15 protein-coding genes are annotated in these 21,601 nt (G+C 69.2%); 8 read left to right on the top strand and 7 right to left on the bottom strand.

The annotated features are described in order from the left end of the window. Positions 1 to 143 precede the first annotated feature (143 nt). The 5 genes from PCA_RS08315 (at position 144) to PCA_RS08295 (ending at position 10,775) form a co-directional block, all read left to right on the top strand. A complete protein-coding gene (locus PCA_RS08315) occupies positions 144 to 6,164 on the top strand; it encodes an alpha-2-macroglobulin (RefSeq protein WP_181302141.1) in 6,021 nt (2,006 codons plus the stop codon). Positions 6,165 to 6,251: 87 nt separating this feature from the next. Next, the gene (gene pbpC / locus PCA_RS08310) at positions 6,252 to 8,624 is read left to right on the top strand and encodes a penicillin-binding protein 1C (protein WP_181302139.1); all 2,373 of its coding nucleotides are present in this window, start codon (positions 6,252 to 6,254) and stop codon (positions 8,622 to 8,624) included. Positions 8,625 to 8,684: 60 nt separating this feature from the next. Continuing rightward, complete coding sequence (locus PCA_RS08305) at positions 8,685 to 9,992, top strand: FAD-binding oxidoreductase (RefSeq protein WP_181302137.1); 1,308 nt, start codon at positions 8,685 to 8,687, stop codon at positions 9,990 to 9,992. Beyond that, positions 9,989 to 10,339: a tRNA-binding protein gene (locus tag PCA_RS08300; protein ID WP_181302136.1), complete on the top strand. Its 351-nt coding sequence runs from the start codon at positions 9,989 to 9,991 to the stop codon at positions 10,337 to 10,339. Before PCA_RS08305 ends, PCA_RS08300 begins: the two co-directional genes overlap by 4 nt. Before the next feature lies 1 nt (position 10,340). After that, the gene (locus PCA_RS08295; RefSeq protein WP_181302134.1) at positions 10,341 to 10,775 is read left to right on the top strand and encodes a GNAT family N-acetyltransferase; all 435 of its coding nucleotides are present in this window, start codon (positions 10,341 to 10,343) and stop codon (positions 10,773 to 10,775) included. 78 nt (positions 10,776 to 10,853) lie between these two features. On the opposite strand, the gene PCA_RS08290 is transcribed toward PCA_RS08295, so the two are convergent. Next, the gene (locus PCA_RS08290) at positions 10,854 to 11,777 is read right to left on the bottom strand and encodes an MBL fold metallo-hydrolase (RefSeq protein WP_181302133.1); all 924 of its coding nucleotides are present in this window, start codon (positions 11,775 to 11,777) and stop codon (positions 10,854 to 10,856) included. A gap of 179 nt (positions 11,778 to 11,956) precedes the next feature. Here PCA_RS08290 and PCA_RS08285 point away from each other — a divergent pair, with 179 nt between their 5' ends. After that, a complete protein-coding gene (locus PCA_RS08285) occupies positions 11,957 to 12,847 on the top strand; it encodes a sulfotransferase (RefSeq protein ID WP_181302131.1) in 891 nt (296 codons plus the stop codon). Positions 12,848 to 12,895: 48 nt separating this feature from the next. Here the strand turns inward: PCA_RS08285 and PCA_RS08280 are convergent, their stop codons facing one another. From PCA_RS08280 to PCA_RS08265, 4 genes are all read right to left on the bottom strand, one after another. Further along, positions 12,896 to 13,570 (bottom strand): thiopurine S-methyltransferase, encoded by a 675-nt coding sequence (locus PCA_RS08280; protein WP_181302129.1) that lies wholly within the window; start codon positions 13,568 to 13,570, stop codon positions 12,896 to 12,898. Positions 13,571 to 13,748: 178 nt separating this feature from the next. After that, a complete protein-coding gene (locus tag PCA_RS08275; RefSeq protein ID WP_181302127.1) occupies positions 13,749 to 14,534 on the bottom strand; it encodes a DUF899 domain-containing protein in 786 nt (261 codons plus the stop codon). Between the two features lie 95 nt (positions 14,535 to 14,629). Continuing rightward, positions 14,630 to 15,331, bottom strand: coding sequence for a pirin family protein (locus PCA_RS08270; RefSeq protein WP_181302126.1), 702 nt, complete (start codon positions 15,329 to 15,331; stop codon positions 14,630 to 14,632). A 94-nt stretch (positions 15,332 to 15,425) separates the two neighbouring features. Continuing rightward, a complete protein-coding gene (locus tag PCA_RS08265; protein ID WP_181302125.1) occupies positions 15,426 to 15,908 on the bottom strand; it encodes a hypothetical protein in 483 nt (160 codons plus the stop codon). A 248-nt stretch (positions 15,909 to 16,156) separates the two neighbouring features. On the opposite strand from PCA_RS08265, the gene PCA_RS08260 reads away from it, so the two are divergent. Continuing rightward, positions 16,157 to 16,420, top strand: a complete 264-nt coding sequence (locus PCA_RS08260; protein WP_181302124.1) for a DksA/TraR family C4-type zinc finger protein — start codon at positions 16,157 to 16,159, stop codon at positions 16,418 to 16,420. A gap of 94 nt (positions 16,421 to 16,514) precedes the next feature. Continuing rightward, entirely contained in the window at positions 16,515 to 17,699 is a 1,185-nt protein-coding gene (locus PCA_RS08255; protein WP_181302123.1) for a hypothetical protein, read from the top strand. A gap of 114 nt (positions 17,700 to 17,813) precedes the next feature. Here PCA_RS08255 and PCA_RS08250 read toward each other — a convergent pair whose 3' ends face one another. Then, a complete protein-coding gene (locus PCA_RS08250; protein WP_181302122.1) occupies positions 17,814 to 19,019 on the bottom strand; it encodes an acetyl-CoA C-acyltransferase in 1,206 nt (401 codons plus the stop codon). A 140-nt stretch (positions 19,020 to 19,159) separates the two neighbouring features. Beyond that, on the bottom strand, positions 19,160 to 21,547 hold the full coding sequence (locus PCA_RS08245; RefSeq protein WP_181302120.1) for a 3-hydroxyacyl-CoA dehydrogenase/enoyl-CoA hydratase family protein: 2,388 nt from the start codon (positions 21,545 to 21,547) through the stop codon (positions 19,160 to 19,162). Between the last annotated feature and the right edge of the window lie 54 nt (positions 21,548 to 21,601).

Genomic DNA, 21,601 nt, shown 5'->3' with positions numbered 1-21,601 from the left:
GTGTCCTGCCATGTTCGTGGTGCAGGATGCGCATCGGGTAATCGACAGGCCTCGCATCTCGTTGCGAGGCTTGGTCGTACTTGAAAACCCTTCATCGGCGATGATGCCGATGTCATTCAATGGACGAGTTCAGGGGAAGCATCATGGATCTGCTGCGGTTTCTGCTCCTGTTGCCGCTGCGCCTGCTGCGCATCGTGGGGCATGCACTTGGTTGGGCGTTGCGTCCGCTGTTTGGCGACCTGGCCTGGTCGGCGCCGGGCTGGATGCATGCCGTGCAACGGCGCCCCTTGCGTGCGGCCGGCATTCTGCTCGGCGCAGTCGTGCTGGCGGGCGGCGGCTGGTACGGCTGGCGCTGGTGGCAGCAGCGGCCGCGTCCGCCGCAGCCGCAACAGATCACCTGGCAGGTGCAGGCGCCCGCAGTCACCGATTACGGCAAGCAGCCGATCGTGGTGCATCCGCTGGAACTGGCCTTCTCCGGATCGGCCGCCCCGATCGAGCGCGTCGGCAAGCCGGTCACCGAAGGCATCGACATGCGTCCGGCCACCAAGGGGCAATGGACCTGGGTGGACGACCACACCCTGCGCTTCACGCCGGCCGCCGACTGGCCGGTGGGCCAGCACTACAAGGTGCGCTTCGACGTGCGCCAGGCGTTCGCGCCGCAAGTGCGGATGGCCGACGACGGTTTCGCCTTCGATACCGCACCGTTCACCGCCACGCTGGGCAAGGGCGAGTTCTACCAGGACCCGCAGGACGCCACCGCCAAGCAGGTGATCGTGCCGGTGGACTTCAACTACCCCGTCGACGCCGCGCAGTTCGAACGCCGCGTCGCGCTGGCGCTGGCCGACCGGAGCGGCAAGCGCGGCCCGGCATTGAAATACACGGTGACCTACGACCAGACCCGTCTGCATGCGTGGGTCCACTCGCAGCCGCTGGCGCTGCCGCACGACGACGGCGCCGTGGCAGTCGCGATCGACAGCGGCGTGCGCAGCGCGCGCGGCGGCGACGGCACCAGGGATGCGCTGAAGGCCAGCGTGCGCATTCCCGGCCTCTACAGCCTCGGCGTGGACGAGCTCAAGCCCACCCTGGTCGACAACGACAAGTACGAACCCGAGCAGGTGCTGGTGGCGAACTTCAGCGGCGCCGTGCGCGGCAGCGACGTGGCCGACCGGATCCACGCCTGGGTGTTGCCCGCGCGCAAGCCGGGCGTGAAGCCCGTGGACAGCGACGAGCCCTACGACTGGAGCGTTTCCGAAGTGGGCGAGGACGTGCTGCGCCAGTCGCAGCCGCTGAAGCTGGACGTGGTGCCCACCGAGAACGACTACCAGGAGCTGCAGAGCTTCAAGTACCACGCCGTGCCGGGCCAGCGCGTCTACGTGCGCATCGGCAAGGGGCTGACGTCCTTCGGCGGCTACGTGCTGGGCAAGGGGGCGGCGCAGGTGTTCACCGTGCCCGACTATCCGAAGCTGTTGCGCTTCGTGGCCGATGGTTCGCTGCTTTCGCTCAGCGGCAGCAAGCGCATCTCGGTGGTCTCGCGCAACATGCCCGGCATGCGGGTGGAGATCGGCCGCGTGCTGCCCGACCAGTTGCAGCACCTGGTCAGCCTGAACCAGGGCAATTACAGCCATCCCGAACTGCCCTACGACTTCGACGAAAGCCATATCGTCGAGCGCTACGAGGTCAAGCGCGCGTTCCCGAAAGCCGATCCGGGCCAGGCGCACTACGAGGGCGTGGACCTCGGCCAGTACCTCAAGGAAGGCAAGCGCGGCGTGTTCTGGGTGCACCTCGCCGGCTACGACCCTGCCGCCGCTGCGAAGCGCGCGGCTGCCGAGGCAAAGGCGCGCGCACTGGCGCAGCAGGGGCTGGCGCCGGCGCCGGGACAGTCCGCAGGCACGCCGGCTGCCGCCGCTCAGGCGCAGGCCGATACCGACGACGGCGACGAGGGCGACGGTGGGGCTTCGCCGCGCGACAACCGCCTGATCGTGGTCACCGACCTCGGCATGCTGGTGAAGCGCGCGCTGGACGACAGCCAGGACGTGTTCGTGCAGTCCATCCACAGCGGCCAGCCGGTGGGCGGCGCCAGCGTGTCGGTACTCGCGGTGAACGGGCAGACGCTGTACACGCAGGCCACCGGCGCCGACGGCGTGGTGCACTTCCCCAGCTTCAAGGGGCTGGAGCGCGAGAAGAAACCCGCGTTGTACGTGGTGACCAAGGGCGGCGACCTGTCCTTCCTGCCCATCGGCAGCTACGACCGCCAGCTCGACTACTCGCGTTTCGACGTGGGCGGCGAGGCGAACGCGGCGAACCAGGGCCAGCTCAGCGGCTACCTGTTCTCCGACCGCGGCATCTATCGTCCCGGCGACACCTTCCACATCGGCCTGATCGTGCGCGCCGCCGATTGGGCGCGCAACGTGGCAGGCATCCCGCTGGAAGCCGAGATCGTCGATCCGCGTGGCGTCACCGTGAAGCAGCAGCGGCTTTCGATGGACGCCACCGGCTTCGGCGAACTGGCCTATACGCCGGCCGAGACCGCGCCCACCGGTACCTGGGCGGTGAACCTGTACATCGTGCGCGGCGGCAAGGCCGACGCCCAGATCGGCAGCACCACGGTGCAGGTGAAGGAATTCCTGCCCGACCGCATGAAGGTCGCCGCGAAGCTCTCGCAGCAGGTGGCCGAGGGCTGGGTGAAACCCGACCAGCTCAAGGGCCTGGTCGATGCGCAGAACCTGTTCGGCACGCCGGCGGCGGACCGCAGCGTGGAGGCCTCGCTGACCCTGCGTCCGGCGTGGCCCGATTTCCACAGCTGGCCGGATTACCACTTCTACGACATCCGGCGCGCCAAGGAGGGCTACGAGGAGAACCTCGCCGACGGCAAGACCGACGACAAGGGCCACGCCGAGTTCGACCTCGACCTCAAGAAATACGCCGACGCCACCTACCAGCTCTATTTCCTCGCCAAGGTGCACGAGGCCGACGGCGGTCGCAGCGTGGCCGCCGCCACGCAGACCCTGGTGTCCGCCAACGACTGGCTGGTGGGCTACAAGTCCGACGACGGCCTCGACTACGTCAGTCGCAATGCCGAGCGCAAGGTACGCCTGGTGGCGATCGGTCCGGACGCCAGGTCGATCGCGCTCGACGGCCTCAAGGCGCAACGGGTCGAACGCCGCTACGTTTCGGTGCTCACCAGGCAGGGCTCGGGCGTCTACAAGTACGAGTCCAAGCTCAAGGAAATCCCGGTCGACGAGAAGGCGCTGGCGATCCCCGCCGGCGGCATGGATTACACCCTGCCCACCGACAAGCCGGGCGACTACGCGCTGCTGATCCTGCGCGGCAGCGACCGCAAGGAGGTCAACCGGGTCAGCTATTCGGTGGCCGGCAACGCCAACCTGTCGCGTTCGCTGGAACGCAATGCCGAGCTGCAGCTCAACCTCGACAAGCACAACTACCAGCCGGGCGACACCATCCATGTCGCGATCCGTGCGCCGTACGCCGGCAGCGGCCTGATCACCATCGAGCGCGACAAGGTCTACGCGCACGCCTGGTTCCATGCCGACACCACCAGCTCGGTGCAGAGCATCACGCTGCCCAGGGGCTTCGAGGGCAACGGCTACGTCAACGTGCAGTTCGTGCGCGATCCGTCGTCCGACGAGATCTTCATGAGCCCGCTGTCCTACGGCGTGGTGCCGTTCTCGGTGAACCTCGACGCGCGCCGCGATGCGCTCACCGTCGACACGCCCGCGCTGGTGAAGCCGGGCGACACCGTGAGCTTCAAGCTGCACGCGGCGCAGCCGGCGAGGGTGGTGCTGTTCGCGGTGGACGAAGGCATCCTGCAGGTGGCGCGCTACAAGCTGGGCGACCCGCTGAAGTTCTTCTTCCGCAAGAAGATGCTCGAGGTGCGCACCGCGCAGATCCTCGACCTGATCCTGCCCGACTTCGAGAAGCTGATGGCGATGACCGCCGCGCCGGGCGGCGATGCGGATGCGGCGATCAGCCGCCAGCTGAATCCGTTCAAGCGCAAGCGCGACAAGCCGGTGGCGTACTGGTCGGGCATCGTCGATGTCGACGGCGAGAAGGACTTCAGCTACACCGTGCCGGACTACTTCAACGGCCGCCTGCGGGTGATGGCGGTGGCCGTGTCGGCGGACCGCATCGGCACCTGGGAAGGCGCCACCACGGTGCGCGGCGACTTCGTGCTCTCGCCCAACGTGCCCACCACGCTGGCGCCCGGCGACGAGGCCGAGGTCAGCGTGGGCGTGGCGAACAACCTCACGGGCATCGGCGACAAGCCGGTGCCGGTGGCGGTGACGCTGCAGACCGGACCGCAGCTGCAGGTGCTCGGCCCCGCCACGCAGGACGTGAGCCTGGCCTCGATGCGCGAAGGCGTGGTGCGTTTCCGCGTCAAGGCCACCGACCGGCTCGGCTCCGGCCATCTCGCCTTCGCGGCGGGCTACGGCGGCAAGTCGGCGAAGCAGGGCATCGACGTGTCGGTGCGTCCGGCCGCGGCCTACCGCACCCAGGTCGACGTGGGCCGGGTGGAGTCGAACAGCCAGGCCGAGCTGAAGCCCCTGCGGCCGCTGTACGACGCCTATGCCTCGCGCGACGCGGCGATCTCCTCGCTGCCCGTGGTGCTGGCGCAGGGCATCACCAGCTACCTGGTGAACTACCAGCACTACTGCAGCGAGCAGATCATCAGCTCCGCGACGCCGCTGATCGTGGTGGCGAAGTGGCCGGTGGTGCCGGTGTTCTCGCACGCGCTGCAGCCGGCCTTCGGCGACAAGACCATCGGCAACGACCAGGCGCTGGCGAAGTTCCTCGACGTGCTGCACTCGCGGCAGAACGGCGCGGGCGGCTTCGGGCTGTGGTCGGCCACGCCGGATGCCGATCCCTTCGTCTCCGACTATGCGATGAACTTCCTGATCGAGGCGCGCGAACGCGGCGTGGCCGTGCCGCAGGACATGCTCGACGCCGGCAACAAGTATCTGAAGCAGCTGGCCGCCGACGACAGCATGAATACGCTGGACGAGCTTCGCCAACGCGCCTATGCGGTGTACCTGCTGACCCGCCAGGGCAACGTCACCACCAACGACCTCGCTGCAGTGCAGAAGCGCCTGCAGGAGCTGTATCCGAAGACGTGGAAGGACGATCTCGCCGCCGCGTGGCTGGCCGCTTCCTACAAGCTGCTCAAGCAGGACGGCGAGGCGAACCGCTTGCTGGCGGGGCCGCTCAAGGCGCTGAGCCGGACGAAGGCCGCCGAGGACTTCGGCTTCGGCTACTACTACGACCCGCTGATCCGCGATGCCAGCGTGCTGTACCTGGTGGCGAAGCACTTCCCGCTGGAGGCGAAGGCGTTGCCGCCGCGCGTATTCGAGAACATCGCGTGGCCGCTGGCGCACGGCAACTACAACACCTTGTCGTCGGCGATGACCGTGCTGGCGCTGGACAGCTACGCGAAGGAGACCGCCGCCAACCTCGACAAGCTCGGCATCGACGAGGTGCTGGCCGACGGCAGCCTGAAGTCCATCGCGCAGCCGCAAGGCGGCTTGTTGCAGGGCGGCAGCTGGAACAGCGCGGCGCGCGCGCTGCGCTTCGTCAACCAGGGCAGCCTGCCGGCCTGGCGCATCGCCACCCAGGGCGGTTACGACCGCAGTTCCTCCGGCGAGGCGATCAAGCGCGGCATCGAGATCGTGCGCGACTACACCGACGCCAAGGGCAAGCCGCTCGACCAGATCGCCGTGGGTGAGGAAGTCGACGTGCACGTGAAGATCCGCGCCACCGGCGACCAGGGCGTGGGCAATGTCGCCATCGTGGATCTGCTGCCCGGCGGCTTCGACCCGGTGATCCAGCCGCCGCCGGCGACGACCCCGGCGGACAATGGCGGCGATGCGGGCGAGGAGGGCGGCGACGACGCGCCCAAACCCGCGGCCTGGCGCTCGCCGATCGGCCTGTCCAGCTCCACGTGGCAACCCGAGTACGCGGACATCCGCGAGGACCGCGTGGTGATCTACGGCACGGCCACGCCCGACGTGCGCGAGTTCGTCTATCGCATCAAGGCGACCAATGCCGGCAAGTTCCAGGTGCCGCCGGCCTACGCCGAGTCGATGTACGACCGCGCCATCCAGGGCCGCGCTCCCGGCGGCAAGGTGCTGACCGTGGTGCAGAAGCCGTGACGCCAGCCCGCATGTGCCCCCTCTCCCCATTGGGGAGAGGGTTGGGGTGAGGGGCCGGTGCCCGCCGTGCCGCCTGCATTGAAAACGATGGCCAGGGCCTTTGTCCGCTGGCTGCAGCGCTGGCAGAACTGGCTGGTCGCCTTCGCGCTGCTTGCTGCCGTGCTGGCCGGTTGCCGGTTGTGGCCGCACCCGCCCTTGCGCGATCGCCTGCCCACCTCGGTCGCGGTGTACGACGACAGCGGGCACCTGCTGCGCCTCACCCTGGCCAGCGACCAGCAGTACCGCCTGTGGGTGCCGCTCGGGCAGATCTCGCCCCAGCTCGTCGAAGGCGTACTGCTGCACGAGGATCGCTGGTTCCGCTGGCATCCCGGCTTCAATCCCTGGGGCCTGTTGCGCGGCGCGTGGATCACCTACGTGCGCCATCGCCATCCGCAGGGCGGCTCCACCATCACCATGCAGCTGGCGCGCCTGCTGTGGCAGATGGACACGCGCACGCCGCTGGGCAAGCTGCGCCAGATCGCGCGTGCGCTGCAACTGGAACTGTTCCATTCCAAGCGCGAGATCCTCGAGGCCTATCTCAACGATGCGCCGTATGGCGGCAACGTGCAGGGCGTGGGTGCGGCGAGTCTCGCGTACTTCGGCAAGCCGGCCGGCGAACTCACCTTGCCGGAAGCGCTGACGCTGGCGGTGATACCGCAGGCGCCGTCGCGCCCGCTGCAGAAAGGCAAAGCCAACGGCGGCGTGCTGATCAATCCCGCGCTGGCCGACGCGCGCAACCGGCTCTACGCGCGCTGGCTGCAGCGTCATCCGCATGACGCCTCGCTCAAGCCGCTGTTCGCGCTGCCGCTGACGCTGCGTCCCCTGTCGCGGCTGCCGTTCGAGGCGCCGCACGCGGTGGACCAACTGCTCGCCGCGCAACGCCTCGGTGGCGAACGCCTGCCGCCGCGGGTGACCACCACCATCGATCTCGGCCTGCAGCACAGCCTCGAACGGCAGGTGGCGAACTACGTGCAGCGCAACGCGTCGCGCGGCATCCGCAACGCGGCGGCGCTGCTGGTCGACACCCGCGACATGGGCATCAAGGCGATGGTCGGCTCGGCCGGTTACTTCGATGCCGGCATCCAGGGCCAGGTCAACGGCACGCAGGCCAAGCGCTCGCCCGGTTCCACGCTCAAGCCCTTCATCTACGCGCTGGGCTTCGACCAGGGCGTGTTGCATCCGCAGACCGTGCTGCGCGACGTGCCCAGTTCGTTCGGTCCCTACACGCCGGAGAATTTTGACGGGCATTTCCTGGGACCGGTCACCGCCACCCAGGCCCTGGTCCGCAGCCGCAACATCCCCGCCGTATGGGTGGCCTCGCAACTGCACCAGCCCAGCCTGTACGACTTCCTGCGCGAGGCCGGCGTCAGCCGCATGGCCAGCGAGCAGCACTATGGCCTGGCCCTGGTGCTGGGCGGCGGCGAAGTGACGATGCAGGAGCTGGCCGACCTCTACGCGATGCTCGCGAACCGCGGCGTGCTGCAGCCGCTGCGCCTGCGCGCGGACGATCCGCCCGCGGCCGGCACGCGCCTGCTGAGCGAGGCGGCCAGCTTCATGGTGATGGACATGCTGCGGAAGAACCCGCGCCCCGACGCCGCGTTCGGCGCGGAGAACACGCGCCTGCCGGTGTACTGGAAGACCGGCACCTCGTGGGCGTTCCGCGACGCCTGGACCGCCGGCAGCTTCGGCCCCTACGTGCTGGTGGTGTGGGTGGGCAACTTCGACGGCACGCCGAACCCCGCGTTCGTGGGCGTGGAGGCGGCCGCGCCCTTGTTCTTCCAGGTCGTGGACGCGCTGCGGGCGGAATACCCCCGCCTGCAGGAACCCGTGCGCCACATGCCGGCGAACCTCAAGCGCGTGGAGATCTGTCTCGCCAGCGGCGAGCTGCCCAGCCAGTGGTGCCCGCAGCGCGGCCGGACCTGGTTCATCCCCGGCAGGTCGCCGATCCGCGTGGACAACATCTATCGCCCGCTGGTGATGGACGACGCCAGCGGCCTGCCGGCATGCCCGCCATACGCAGACAAGCGCACGCACGTGGAAGTGTTCGAGTTCTGGCCTTCCGACCTGGCCCAGGTCTTCGCGCAGGCCGGCATCCCGCGCCGCAAGCCACCGCAGAACCCGGCCTGCCGCGATGCCGGCCGCCTCGACGGCAATGCGCCGCAGATCACCTCGCCCCTGCGTGCGAGCACCTATGCGATGCGCCTGCATCAGGACCAGCCCACGCCGATCGCCTTCAGCGCCACGGCGGATGCCGACACGCATGCGCTGTACTGGTTCGTCGATGACGCCTACGTGGGGCAGGGCACGCCGGGCGCCAGTCTGTTCTGGCAACCGCGCAGCGCCGGCAGGTATCGGGTAAGGGTGGTGGACGACCACGGCCGCAGCGACGAGCGCCTGCTTGCCGTGGACCTGGTGCAGTGAGGAGGGCGCGGTGAATCCGCTATGCTCCAGCGTCTTGCCGTCGCACAGGGGCGTTCGCGCATGAAGCAATCGAAGCAGCCGGTCGAGATGTCGTACTACCAAGCCACCGCCACATCGTACGAAGCATATGCGCCGCTGCAGGGGCGCCAGGAAACGCGCGTCGCCATCATCGGCGGCGGTTACGCCGGGCTCAACACGGCGCTGGGGCTGGCCGAGCGCGGCACGCGCGACGTGGTGCTGCTGGAACGCGAGCAGATAGCCTTCGGCGCCTCCGGGCGCAACGGCGGGTTCGTGTTCGCCGGCTATTCGCTGGGCGAACAGGCGCTGCTGGACCGGTTGGGCGAGGCGCGCGCCCGCGCCTTGTTCGGCCTCACCACCGCCGCCGTGCAACGCATGCGCGAGCGCGTGGCGGCGTACGCGATCGCCTGCGACGCGGTGGACGAGGGCGTGATCTGGGCGAACTGGTTCCGCGATCCCGCCGTGCTGCGGCAGCGCCAGCAGTTGCTGGCCGAGCGCTACGGCGTGTACTGGGGCTGGCTGCCGCAGGAGGAACTGCGCGAGCGCGTGCGCAGCGAGCAGTACCACGACGGCTTGTACGAGCGGAACGCGCTGCACCTGCATCCGCTCAACTACGCGATCGGTCTCGCCGCCGCGGCCAGCGGGCAGGGCGTGCGCATCCACGAAAAGAGCGGCGTATCGCGCCTGCAGCGCGAAGGATCGCACTGGCGGATCACCACGCCGCAGGGCGAGCTGCTGGCCGAACAGGTGGTGCTGGCCTGCGGCGGCTATCTCGCCGGCCTGCGCAAGCAGATCGACCGCGCGGTGCTGCCCATCGCCACCTACGTGATGGCCACCGAGCCGCTGGGCGAACGCCTCGCCGAATGCCTCGCCACGCGCGCGGCGGTCTACGACACGCGCTTCGCCTTCGACTATTACCGCCCCTTGCCCGACACGCGCCTGCTCTGGGGCGGCCGCATCTCCATCCGCAACCGTTCGCCGCAGGCCGTGCAGCGCATGCTCCGGCACGACATGCTGCGGGTGTTCCCGCAGCTCGAGGATGCGAAGATCGATTACGCGTGGTCGGGGCTGATGAGTTACGCGCGCCACCAGATGCCCCAGCTCGGCCGCGGCGAGGGCGAAGACGCCGGCCTGTGGTGGGCGCAGGCGTTCGGCGGCCACGGCCTCGCGCCCACCTGCGCGGCGGGCGAATTGCTGGCCGCGGCCATCGCCGATGGCGACGATGCCTGGCGCCAGTTCGCGGACTACGGGCTGACGCACACGCACAAACCGTTCGGCCTGCTCGCCGCGCAATGCAACTACTGGTGGCAGCAGGCGCGGGACGGGCTCAAGACGAGGCTGGAAGGATGAGCGAGGCGGAACAGGCAAACGAGATCGGCTGGGCCGATTTCGAGAAGGTGCTGATCGTGGCCGGCACGGTGACCCGCGTGGAAGCCTTTCCCGAAGCGCGCAAGCCGGCGTGGAAGGTGTGGGCCGATTTCGGCCCCTACGGCGAGAAGAAGACCAGCGCGCAGATCGTCGCCTTGTACAAGGCCGAGGACCTGGTCGGCCGGCAGATCGTCGGCGTGATCAACTTCCCGGAAAAGCAGATCGGCCCGTTCCGCTCGCAGTTCCTGCTCACTGGCTTTCCCACGCCCGAGGGCGTGGTGCTCACCGCCATCGAGCGCATTGTTCCGAACGGCACGCGACTCGCCTGAGATGCTTGCGCTGCGCCCGGCGCGCATCGGGGACGCCGCGGAGATCGCCCGGCTGCTCGGCGTGCTCGGCTATCCGGCGGAAGCGGCGGCGATGGCGGATCGATTGCGCGCCATCCTGCCGCTGGCCCGGCATCGCGTCACGGTCGCCCAGGCCGGGCACGCTGGCTTGCTTGGCTGGATCGCGGTCGAGCGCCGTCTCACGCTGGAATCCGGCGAGCGCATCGAGATCGTGGGGCTGGTGGTGGATGCCGTGGCGCGTGGTGCAGGCATCGGGCGCGCCCTGGTGGCGGATGCCGAGCGGTGGGCGCGCACGCAGGGCTTCGATGCGATCGGCGTGCGTTCCAACGTGACGCGCGAGGGCTCCCATCCGTTCTACGAGAGCCTGGGATATCTCCGGATCAAGACGCAGCATGCGTATCGCAAGCTGCTGAAGTGACCCCGGGCACCGCTTCGGTCGCGGCCTTGTACGGCATGTGGGCGAAGCAGTGAAAGCAGCACTCCCGGTGCCTGACCCTCACTGCTGATCCAGCCACACCTCCAACCCCTGCGCGTTCAACTCGATATCCATGCCCAGCAGGGCGGCGAGCGCTTCGCGCCCCTGTGTCCAGCCGTGTGCGGCGGCGCGTTCGGCATAGAGGTCGGTGAGTGCCGCGGTCAGCGCGGCATGGCGATCGGGCTTGCCGTGTGCAGTGCGCGCGATGGCCACCATCGCGTCGATCTGCACATGCAGGTCGTCGGCGAGCTTCGCCACGTTCTCGACGCGCCCGTAATGCGTGAGGTACATCGCTGCGGGCTCGAGCGCGACCAGGCGGCGGATCGATGCATGCAGCGCCGCGGGATCGAACTGCACCGGCGAGGTGGTGGGCAGGATGAACGGGCCGTTCGCGGTGTCGAGGTCGCGGTAGGACAAGCCGAACACGTCGCCGGTGAAACAGGTGTTGCTGCGCGTGTCGTGCACCGTGAGATGGTGCTTCGCATGGCCGGGTGTGTCGAGGCAGTGCAGGGGGCGCCCGGCGAGATCGACGACGTGGCCGTCCGGCGCCTCGACCACGCGTTCCGCGGGCACCGGGCGCAGGCGGCCGTAGGTTGCCTCCATCACGTCCTCGCCGTAGACCGCGCTGGCGCCGGCCCACAGCATCGAGGGATCGATCATGTGCCGCGCACCGCGCGGGTGCACCACCAGCTTCGCGTTCGGCAATCGCGCCATCAGTTCGCCGGCGCCGCCGGCGTGGTCGAGGTGCACGTGGGTGAGAATCAGCCAGTCCACGTCGGCCGGGGCGAGGCCGGCCTCGCCCAGCGCAGCGAGCATGCGCGGCACCGCGTGGTTGGTGCCGCAATCGACGAAGGCGCCGCGGCCGCGCTCGACGACCAGGTAGGCCGCGTCGAAGCACGGTCGCACGAAGCCGGTGTCGATGGTGTGAATGCCTTGCGTGCCCATGCCCGCTCCCGTCGCGAAGAAAACCGCAGCGTAACAAACGCCGCCGCCGCGCTCCGTTGAACCTTGGTCGATGGGCCGCGCGGCAGCGCGGGTCCAAAGCGGTGTCAACCTCGCGCAAGTTCGTGCGTTGGCACTGGATCGGTTTGCGCATCGCGGGCACCTCAGTACAGGGCATATCCATGCAACGGATCTTCATCGTCGGCTGCCCGCGTTCCGGTACCACCCTGGTACAGGCCATGCTGGCCCGGCATCCGGCGATACTGACCTTGCCCGAGACGGCGTTCTTCGAACATCTGTGCGGCGATCTCCGCTGGCGCTGGGGCGATCGCGATGCCAGGCCGCAGCGGCGGCGCCTGCGCCAGCGGCTCGGGTTCGCGCACAAGCGGGCGCGCAAGGCGCTGGCGACCCTGCAGCGGCGCCTGTCCTGCGAAACGACGCGATCGCCGTGGCCCCTGCGCACCGACCACTGCGTCCGCTGCTTCGTCGAGCTGCTCGACGCCCGCGCGGAGGCGGAGGGACGCACGGCCTGGGTCGAGAAGACGCCGTATCACCTGCTTTACATTCCCGAGATCCAGCGCCACGTGCCGGATGCGTGTTTCGTGCACGTGATCCGCCCGGGCGAGGATGTGCTGGCCTCGATCGCGGACGCGAACCTGCGCTTCCAGAACAACAACGCGTTCGGCGGCGGCACCGTGCACTGGTCGCGACGTTGGAACCGGGCCGCGCAGATCCATCGCGAATATGCGCGGCAGCCGCAGCACCACTTCGTCTTCCTCGACGACCTGGTCAACGACGCGCAGCAGGAATGGCACCGCCTGTGCGGCTTCCTGCAGATCGACGCCACGGCCGAACTCGATGCCAGCTGCGACCAGCAGATTGCCGACCTCCGCGACGAACCGTGGAAACGCCAGGCGGTGGACGGCCTGCCCGGGCAGGCCAGGCGCAAGGCCGAGAACATGTTCGGTCCGCAGGTGCGCGAGTGGCTGCGCCGGCAATTGACGCCGTACGAGGAACTGCGCCGCAGTTGCAAGGGCGGCGAGCAGCGCAGCGTCCGCTACCTGTTCCGCTGAGCGCCGGCTGTTGCGGCGGCAGCGCACCGGGTTCCCGCGCCCGCGCGATCAGCGCTGCGCGCCGGCGTCCTTCCGCTGCAGGCGATAGACGCTGGTGTGCAGCGCGCTGACGCCGGCTTCCAGGAACCGCGGTTCGCCTTCGAGGATGTCGCGCCGGTCCAGCAGCTCGAGGTCCCAGTCGTGGCCGAACAGCGCATCGGCGTTGCGCGCATCGACCGGGAACGGCGGGCCTTCCATTTCCTCTGGCGGATATTCCAGCGTGACCAGCAGGCCGCGGCAGCCGGCGGGCAGGCGCGCATAGACTTCGCGCGCATAGCGTTCGCGCAGCGGCGGCGGCAGCGCGATCGCTGCGGCGCGGTCGTAGACCGCGTTGCAGCCGGCGAGGGTGGCGTCGTCCAGCGCGAACACGTCGCCCTGGATGATCTCGATGTCGCCGGCCACGTGGTGCACGCCCATCGGCGACTCATGTTGCGTTGGCGTCAGGCCGTGCTCGGCGAAGAACTGCTCCACCGCCAGCGGCGACAGTTCCACGCCCAGCACGCGGTGCCCCTGGGCGGCCAGCCAGGGCATGTCCAGCGTCTTGCCGCACAGCGGCACCAGCACGCGGCAGCCCGGCGGAAGGTCCAGCGTGGGCCAGTATTTCAGCAGCAGCGGCAGCGGCTGGTCGCGATGGAAGCCGATCCGGCCCTCGCGCCAGCGCTCCAGCCAGAATTCCGCTTGCATGGTTCGTGCTCCTGGTCTCGGCGTTGCCCGGTCCGCCGCGGCTGGGGCGCGCGACGGGCGAAGCGGACAGCTTGTCCTGCCGCCGGGGTGCCGCGCAAGCTGGACCAGGGTCACGACTCTCCCGTCGCGAAGGACGGCGGCGAGTTCTGCGGCGACGCAATTGCGGCGGCGACGACGTTCAAGGCGTGTCTCCGCAGCAGGAAGCGGCGGACACGCGGCGGCCGTCGCCCTCGTAGCGGTCGTGCAGGCGCTGCCAGTCCATGCCCTTGCCGTGGACGTCGGGCATGCCGCCCCAGCCTTCGCCGCGGCCGAACGGGGTGAGGTCGAGGTAGTGGTAGGTGGTCAGCAGCATGTCCAGCCCGCGGGCGTAGCCGGAATAGCTGTGGTAGATGCTTTCGCCGTCGCGCAGGAACACGCTGACGCCGGGCAGTTCGCCCGCGAGGTTGCCGTTCTCGCCGCGCCTCAGCATCTCGGCCTTGTCGCGGTAGTTGTATTCCACCGGCGCCACCGACTCGTCCTGGCTCACGTGGAAGTCGTAGTTGAAGTCGCTGCCCCAGGAGGAGTACCACGGCAGCGTCCAGCCCATGCGCGCCTGGAAGCGCAGCAGCTCCGCCAGCGGCGCGCGCGAGACCAGCGCAAGCGTGGTGTCGCGCGCGTGCAGGTGCGCGAGGTGGCCGATGTTGTCCACCAGGAAGGAACAGCCGTGGCAGCCCTCGCCGCGGTCGCGGTGGAACATGAAGTGGTAGACGATGAGCTGGCGCCGGCCCTCGAACAGGCCCAGCAGGTTCGCCTCGCCGTCCGGGGTGTCGAACAGGTAGGGCTTCTCCACCGGCACGATGGGCAGGGCGCGGCGTTGCGCGTTCAACTGGTCCAGCGTGCGGGTGGCGGCCTTCTCGGCGGCCAGCAATTCCTTGCGGGCGGCCAGCCAGGTTTCACGGTCGGCAATGGCGGGGAGTGGCAGCATCGTTCGTCTCCGGGCTTCGGGGTTCCTGGAGACGACGAACCGGGCCGCCGGGAATCGACACCCTGGTGCGATTCCCGTTGCGAAACCACGCAGGCTCAGGCGGCCACGTCCACCAGCACCAGCTCGGCATCCTCCAGCGCGGTGATGCGCAGGCTGCGTTCGTCGCGGATCGCCGCGCCGTCGCGCGCTTCCAGCTTGACGCCGTTGAGCTCGACCGCGCCGTGGGCCGGCACCAGATAGCCGTAGCGGCCCGGCGCCATCGCGTAGTCCGCCGTCTCGCCGGCCTTCAGCGTGGCGCCCAGCACGCGCGCATCGGTGCGCAGGGGCAGGGCGTCGGCGTCTCCGGGGGTGTCGCTGGCCAACGTCACGAAGCGCCCGGCCCGCTCGCCCTTGGGGAAGGGTTGCGTGCCCCAGGACGGCGGCTGGCCGTGCGCGTCGGGGATGATCCAGATCTGGAAGATGCGCGTGGTCTCGTCCTCCATGTTGTATTCGGAGTGGGTGATGCCGCTGCCCGCGCTCATTACCTGCACGTCGCCCGCCACCGTGCGCCCCTTGTTGCCCAGGCTGTCCTGGTGGCTGATCGCGCCCTCGCGCACGTAGGTGATGATCTCCATGTCCGCGTGCGGATGCGGCGGGAATCCGGTATGCGGTGCGATGGTGTCGTCGTTCCACACGCGCAGCGCGCCCCAGCCCATGCGCGCCGGCTCGTGGTAGCCGGCGAACGAGAAATGGTGTTTGGCGTTCAGCCAGCCGTGGTCGGCGCCGCCGAGGCGGTCGAAAGGCCTGCGTTCAATCATGGGAATGCCCTCAGGGTTAGATGGGCACAGCATGGGGGCCCGCAGGTTGCAGGGGAATCGGCAAGCGGTGAACGGATTGTTTCCGCTGCAGGCCTCAGCGTGCGAGCCCGGCGAGCGTCAACGCCAGCCCCACGCAGGCGCCGAGGCCGGTCACCATCAGCATGGCGCGGAACAGTTGCAGCAGCCAGCCGCCGCCGGCGCCGCGCACGCCGAGCAGGAAGGCCGCCAGCGCGGCCACGAACAGCGCCGTGCCGAGCGCGACCAGCGCGGGCGAGGCCAGCAAGGTGCCGGCGATCACGCCGGCGTTGCCACCGTTGAACAGCAGCCACTCCATGATGCACCGGCGCGCCGCGGGCGGCCGCGGCGGCAGCAGCGCCTGGCCCAGCCCCAGCACGCCTTGCGCCACGCCGGCCACCAGGATCAGGTAGGCCACCATCCACACCAGCGGCCGGGTCGGCGCGTGCGCGATCGCCGCGGCCACCAGGCCTGCGCCCAGCGATGCGGCCAGCGCCGTGAGCAGGAACGGTCGCGCCACGCGCAGGCGTTCGCGCAACCCGGCGGGGAGCGCGGCGCTCATGCGCGGCGTTCCACCGGAGCCGCGCCGACGCGCGGTGTCGCAACGGGGGCGACCGGTTCGCCCATCGGTTGCCGCCACCATCCCGGTCGATACATGTCCATGACGCCTGCCTCCGTGACCGCTGCCTGCGCCTCATCCTAGTCGCCGGTGCGCCGGGCACGCTGATGTGGGTCAAGCGCTGCCCGCACTGGAATTCCGGCCTGGGCGGCCGCATATTCGGGTGTCAGCCCTGGCGTGCGGAGGTTTCCATGGCTACCGGATGGGCCGGCGACGGCGCCGTGCAGGACCAGATCGATGCCACCGTGGCCGACGCGGTGCAGCGTGCCCGCGACCAGTTGAAGCGCGGTCCCAGCCTCGCGCGCTGCGAGGAATGCGATGCGCCGATTCCCGAGGCGCGCCGCCGGGCGGTGCCAGGCGTGCGCCTGTGCGTGAACTGCCAGCAGGCGCAGGACGCCGAGCGCGCCGCGAATCTCTACAACCGCCGCGGCAGCAAGGACAGCCAGCTGCGCTGAGCGCGGGCGCAACGCGCCCGGCCGTGCCGTTCATGCAAGGCCCAGTCGGCTTCGGCGACACTTCGCCTCCTTGTTCCCCACGAGGCGCTTCCCCTTGCATGACAGGCTTATTTCCCGCCGTGCGGGGCACCGGCCGCTGACACTCGGCCTGCTGCTGGGCGCCAGCCTCGTGGCAATGCCGGGCCATGCGGCGGGGAGTAGCCGGCGCGACACGGTATCCGGCCCGCTGTCCGTCCACATGCGCAGCGACCGCATGACGTTGCGCGTGGCCAAGGCGCCGCAGGTCTACCTCGCGGGCAGTTTCAACGCCGAGGCCGTGGAGCAGGTGAGGAAGCTGCAGCAGTCGGGCAAGCTGCCGCCGGGTGCGGATGTCTACCTGGATTCGCCGGTGGGCGATACCGCCGCAGGCATGGAAATGGGCAAGCTGTTCCGCGCTGCCCGCCTCAACACGCATCTCGGCGCCTGGCGCGAGCGGAGCAGTGCTCCGGCGCGACCGGCCACCTGCCTCGATGCCTGCGCCTATGCGTGGCTGGGCGGCGTGTATCGATGGGCACCCAGCGGAGCGGACCGGATCGGTTTGCACGAGTCCCTGCTGCCCGACAACCGGATCGCCGCTCCCGGCGCGCCTTCGCCGGAGACATTGCGCAGCTACCTGGAATCGATGGACGTGCCCGCGGCGAACATCGCGCAGGTACTGACCCCGGCGTCGGACGGTATCGTCTGGTGGAAAAGCGATCAGCTGCTGCCGTGGCAGGTGGCGAACAATGGGCGCCTGCCGCTGGGCGCCGCCTACCAGCCGCAACCCGGCGCGCCGAAGCTGGTACTCACCCAGACGGTGCGCGGCAACCAGAACCAGGTCACCCTGCAGTGCGCTCCCGGCCAGATCACCCTCGCCGCGCGTTACGCCGTGGGCGACAGCCGTGCCCGTGACCTGGCCGCGCGCGCCATGTACGCCTACTTCGAAGTGGGCGAGCAGCCCTGGCAACCGCGCCAGGGCGAACGGCCACGCGCGGACGGCGACGCCCTGGTCTTCACGCGCCAGATGCCGTTCGCCGAACTCACGAATGTGCTGCGCACCGTATCGCTTGGCGTATGGACCGAGATCACCGGCAGCCCGGTGCGGCTGGGCTTCTGGGTGGCCCCGGCCCAGGTCGAAAAACTCACGCAACCGTTTTTCACCGACTGCCAGGCGCTGCAGCCGGGCCATGTGCCTCCGAAGGCCCCCGCGGAGCAGGCCAAGCCGTCGTTCTGGAAGAAGGTCTTCGGGCACAAGCCGTGAAGACTGGCGCCGGGACGGGCCGCCACCGAGTCATTCCAAAAAACAGGCTTCACCAAAAGCAACGGCGCCGCAGTTTGCGGCGCCGTTGTGTTCTTGCATGGTTGTTGACCTGATTCAGACCGCCTCGAACACGCCCGCCGCGCCCATGCCGGTGCCGATGCACATGGTGACCATGCCGTACTTCTGCTTGCGGCGGCGCAGGCCGTGCACGAGGGTGGCGATGCGCACCGCGCCGGTGGCGCCCAGCGGATGGCCGAGCGCGATGGCGCCGCCCAGCGGGTTGACCTTGGCGGGGTCGAGCTTGAGGTCGCCCATCACGGCCAGCGCCTGCGCGGCGAAGGCTTCGTTGAGTTCGATCCAGTCGAGCTGGTCCTGGCTGATGCCGGTCTGCTTCAGCGCCTTCGGGATCGCCTCCCTGGGGCCGATGCCCATGATCTCGGGCTTCACGCCGGCGACGGAGAAGCCGACGAAGCGGGCCAGCGGCTGCAGGTCGTATTCCTTGATGGCCTTCTCGCTGGCCAGCAGCACGGCGCCGGCGCCGTCGGACATCTGGCTGGAGTTGCCGGCGGTGACCGAGCCGCCGAACTGGCCGTTGCGGAACACGGTCTTGAGCCTGGCCAGCACCTCGAGCGTGGTGCCGGCGCGCGGGCCTTCGTCGTTCGCGACGAGGCGGCTGTCGGTCCTGATGCCGCGCGTGGCGAGGTCGGGGTAGCGGTCGTCGAGCTGGAACGGGGTGATCTCGTCCTTGAACTCGCCCGCGGCCTGGGCGGCCAGCGCACGGCGGTGGCTTTCGACCGAGAACGCATCCTGCGCCTCGCGGCTGACCTTCCACTGCTTGGCGACGTTCTCGGCGGTGATGCCCATGCCGTAGGCGATGCCGATGTGCTCGTTGCTGAAGATCGCGGGGTTCATCGCGATCTTGTGGCCCATCATCGGCACCATGCTCATGCTCTCGGTACCGCCGGCGAGCATCAGGTCGTCCTCGCCGAGGCGGATGCGGTCGGCGGCCATCGCCACGGCCTGCAGGCCGGACGAGCAGAAGCGGTTGACGGTGACGCCGGGCACGGTGTCGGGCAGGCCGGCCAGCAGCACGCCGATGCGCGCCACGTTCATGCCTTGCTCGGCTTCCGGCATGGCGCAGCCGATGATGGCGTCGCCGATGCGGTGCGGATCGATGCCCGGCGCCTGCGCCATCACGGCCTTGATGACGTGGGCGAGCATGTCGTCGGGACGGGTGTTGCGGAACACGCCGCGCGGCGCCTTGCCGACCGGGGTGCGGGTGGCGGCGACGATGTAGGCGTCTTGCACTTGCTTGGTCATGGTGTTGTCTCCATGGCATCGCGCGTGGTGCGGCGATGCCCAAGATTTTGGTCGTCATTCCGGCGCAGGCCGGAATCCAGTGTCTTTGCAGCGGTGTATCGAAGTCGCTGGACCCCGGCTTTCGCCGGGATGACGGCGCATCAGTTCCGAAGCGGCTTGCCGGTGGTCATGGTGTGCGCGATGCGCGCCTGGGTCTTCTCGGTCTTCGCCAGTTCCACGAAGTGCCTGCGCTCCAGCTCCAGCAGCCATTCCTCGTCCACCAGCGAGCCACGCTCGACGTTGCCGCCGCACAAGGTGTCGGCGATGCGGGTGGCGATGGCGATGTCGTGCTCGGAGGCGAAGTAGCCGGCCTGCAGGTTGGCGAGCGAGGCCTTGAAGGTGGCGGTGCCCACGTCGCCGGCGACCGGGATGGCGCGCTGGTACAGCGGCGGGCGATAGCCGGACTCGGCCAGCGACAGCGCCACCTTCTTCGCCACGTAGAGCAGCTCGTAGGCGTTGAACACCACCACGTCGCTGTCGCGCAGCAAGCCCATGTTCTTCGCCTCGATCGCGCTGGGCGAGACCTTGGCCATGGCCACCGTCTCGAACACCTTCTTCAGCGATTCGAACGGGTCGGCCGGATTGGCCCTGGCCGCGCGCACCGCCAGTTCATGCAGGCCGCCGCCGGCGGGCAGCAGGCCCACGCCGGCCTCGACCAGGCCGATGTAGCTTTCCAGCGCAGCCACGGTGCGCGCCGAGTGCATCTGGAATTCGCAGCCGCCGCCCAGCGCGAGGCCGCGCACCGCGGAGACCACGGGCACCAGCGAGTGCTTGATGCGCATGCTGGTGCGCTGGAAGTTGGCGACCATGTGCTCGAAGTCGTCGAACCTGCCGCCCTGCAGCAGGCCCAGCGCACCCTTCAGGTCCGCGCCGGCGGAGAAGGGCTCGCCGGTCTGCCAGATCACCACGGCCCTGAGCTTTTCTTCCGCGACGCCGATGGCGTGCTGGATGCCGTCGAGCACCTGGTCGTTGACCGTGTGCATCTTGGTCTTGAACGAGATGATGCCCACGCCGTCGTTGCCCAGCGTCCACAGGCGCACGCCGTCGTTCTCCCACACGGTGCTGCCCTGGTCGAATTTCTCGCCGAGGATCGGATCGGGGAACAGCTGGCGCGCATAGACCGGATGCGTGGAGCGCGGCTTGTACTTGCCGTCGGCAGCCGACCACGAGCCCTCCTTGCCGTGCACGCCGTCGCGGCCGTCCAGCACCCACGCGGGCAGCGGCGCCTTGCTCATCGCCTTGCCGGCGTCGATGTCCTCCTGCACCCACTTCGCCACCTGTTGCCAGCCGGCGGCCTGCCAGGTCTCGAACGGGCCGAGCTTCCAGCCGTAGCCCCAGCGGATCGCGAAGTCCACGTCGCGCGCGGTGTCGGCGATGTCGGCAAGGTGGTAGGCGGTGTAGTGGAACAGGTCGCGGAAGCACGCCCACAGGAACTGCGCCTGCTTGTCCCCGGAGGCGCGCAGCCTGGCGAACTTCTCGGCGGGGTTCTTTATGGCGAGGATGGCGGCGACTTCGTCCGAGGCCTTCTGCTCGGAGAGACGGTAGTCCTGCTTCGCCAGATCCAGCACGACGATGTCCTTGCCGGCCTTCCTGTAGAAGCCCGCGCCGTTCTTCTGGCCCAGCGCGCCCTTCTCGATCAGGCCGCTCAGCCACACCGGCGCCTTGAAGTAGGCATGCCACGGATCGTCGGGCAGGGTGTCGGCCATGGTCTTGATGACGTGGGCCATGGTGTCCAGGCCCACCACGTCGGCGGTGCGGTAGGTGGCGCTCTTGGGGCGGCCCACGGCAGGGCCGGTGAGCGCGTCGACCACGTCGAAGCCCAGGCCGAACTGCTCGGTGTGGTGCATGGTGGCCAGCATCGAGAACACGCCGATGCGGTTGCCGATGAAGTTCGGCGTGTCGCGGGCGATCACCACGCCCTTGCCGACCGCGGTGACGAGGAAGGCTTCCAGGCCGTCGACCACCTTGGGTTCGGTGAGGCGGGTCGGGATGACCTCGACCAGGTGCATGTAGCGCGGCGGGTTGAAGAAGTGCACGCCGCAGAAGCGGTGGCGCATCTCTTCCGGCAGCGCTTCGGCGAGGCCGTTGATCGACAGGCCCGAGGTGTTCGACGCCAGCACGGCGGTGGGCGAGACGTGCGGGGCGATCTTCCGGTAGAGATCCAGCTTCCAGTCCATGCGCTCGGCGATCGCCTCGATCACCAGGTCCACGTCCTTGAGCTGGTCCATGTCCTCGTCGTAGTTGGCGGGGATGATGGCGGCGGCGAGGTCCTTGTCGGCCAGTGGCGCGGGCGACAGCTTGGCCAGGTTGGCGATGGCCTTGAGCGCGATGCCGCTCTTCGGGCCTTCCTTCGCGGGCAGGTCGAACAGCACGGTCTCGACGCCGGCATTGGTCAGGTGCGCGGCGATCTGAGCGCCCATGACGCCGGCGCCGAGCACTGCGGCCTTGCGGATGCGCAGCGTCGGGGTGGAGGTGGATGGAGCGGTCATCAGGTTTCTCCGGTCAGGGACTGCTTGGGAGTACGAACGGCAGCCGTTCAAGAT

This window comes from Rhodanobacter sp. PCA2 (genome assembly GCF_013620825.1).
In the GTDB taxonomy this organism is placed as follows: Bacteria; Pseudomonadota; Gammaproteobacteria; order Xanthomonadales; family Rhodanobacteraceae; genus Rhodanobacter_A.
Note: the sequence above shows the minus strand (reverse complement) of the source record. Positions and strands in the feature narration are given on the sequence as shown.

Coding starts and splice junctions, on each gene's coding strand:
- PCA_RS08315 (WP_181302141.1), top strand. CDS start 144: ATGGATCTGCTGCGGTTTCTGCTCCTGTTGCCGCTGCGCCTGCTGCGC.
- pbpC (WP_181302139.1), top strand. CDS start 6,252: ATGGCCAGGGCCTTTGTCCGCTGGCTGCAGCGCTGGCAGAACTGGCTG.
- PCA_RS08305 (WP_181302137.1), top strand. CDS start 8,685: ATGAAGCAATCGAAGCAGCCGGTCGAGATGTCGTACTACCAAGCCACC.
- PCA_RS08300 (WP_181302136.1), top strand. CDS start 9,989: ATGAGCGAGGCGGAACAGGCAAACGAGATCGGCTGGGCCGATTTCGAG.
- PCA_RS08295 (WP_181302134.1), top strand. CDS start 10,341: ATGCTTGCGCTGCGCCCGGCGCGCATCGGGGACGCCGCGGAGATCGCC.
- PCA_RS08290 (WP_181302133.1), bottom strand. CDS start 11,777: ATGGGCACGCAAGGCATTCACACCATCGACACCGGCTTCGTGCGACCG.
- PCA_RS08285 (WP_181302131.1), top strand. CDS start 11,957: ATGCAACGGATCTTCATCGTCGGCTGCCCGCGTTCCGGTACCACCCTG.
- PCA_RS08280 (WP_181302129.1), bottom strand. CDS start 13,570: ATGCAAGCGGAATTCTGGCTGGAGCGCTGGCGCGAGGGCCGGATCGGC.
- PCA_RS08275 (WP_181302127.1), bottom strand. CDS start 14,534: ATGCTGCCACTCCCCGCCATTGCCGACCGTGAAACCTGGCTGGCCGCC.
- PCA_RS08270 (WP_181302126.1), bottom strand. CDS start 15,331: ATGATTGAACGCAGGCCTTTCGACCGCCTCGGCGGCGCCGACCACGGC.
- PCA_RS08265 (WP_181302125.1), bottom strand. CDS start 15,908: ATGAGCGCCGCGCTCCCCGCCGGGTTGCGCGAACGCCTGCGCGTGGCG.
- PCA_RS08260 (WP_181302124.1), top strand. CDS start 16,157: ATGGCTACCGGATGGGCCGGCGACGGCGCCGTGCAGGACCAGATCGAT.
- PCA_RS08250 (WP_181302122.1), bottom strand. CDS start 19,019: ATGACCAAGCAAGTGCAAGACGCCTACATCGTCGCCGCCACCCGCACC.
- PCA_RS08245 (WP_181302120.1), bottom strand. CDS start 21,547: ATGACCGCTCCATCCACCTCCACCCCGACGCTGCGCATCCGCAAGGCC.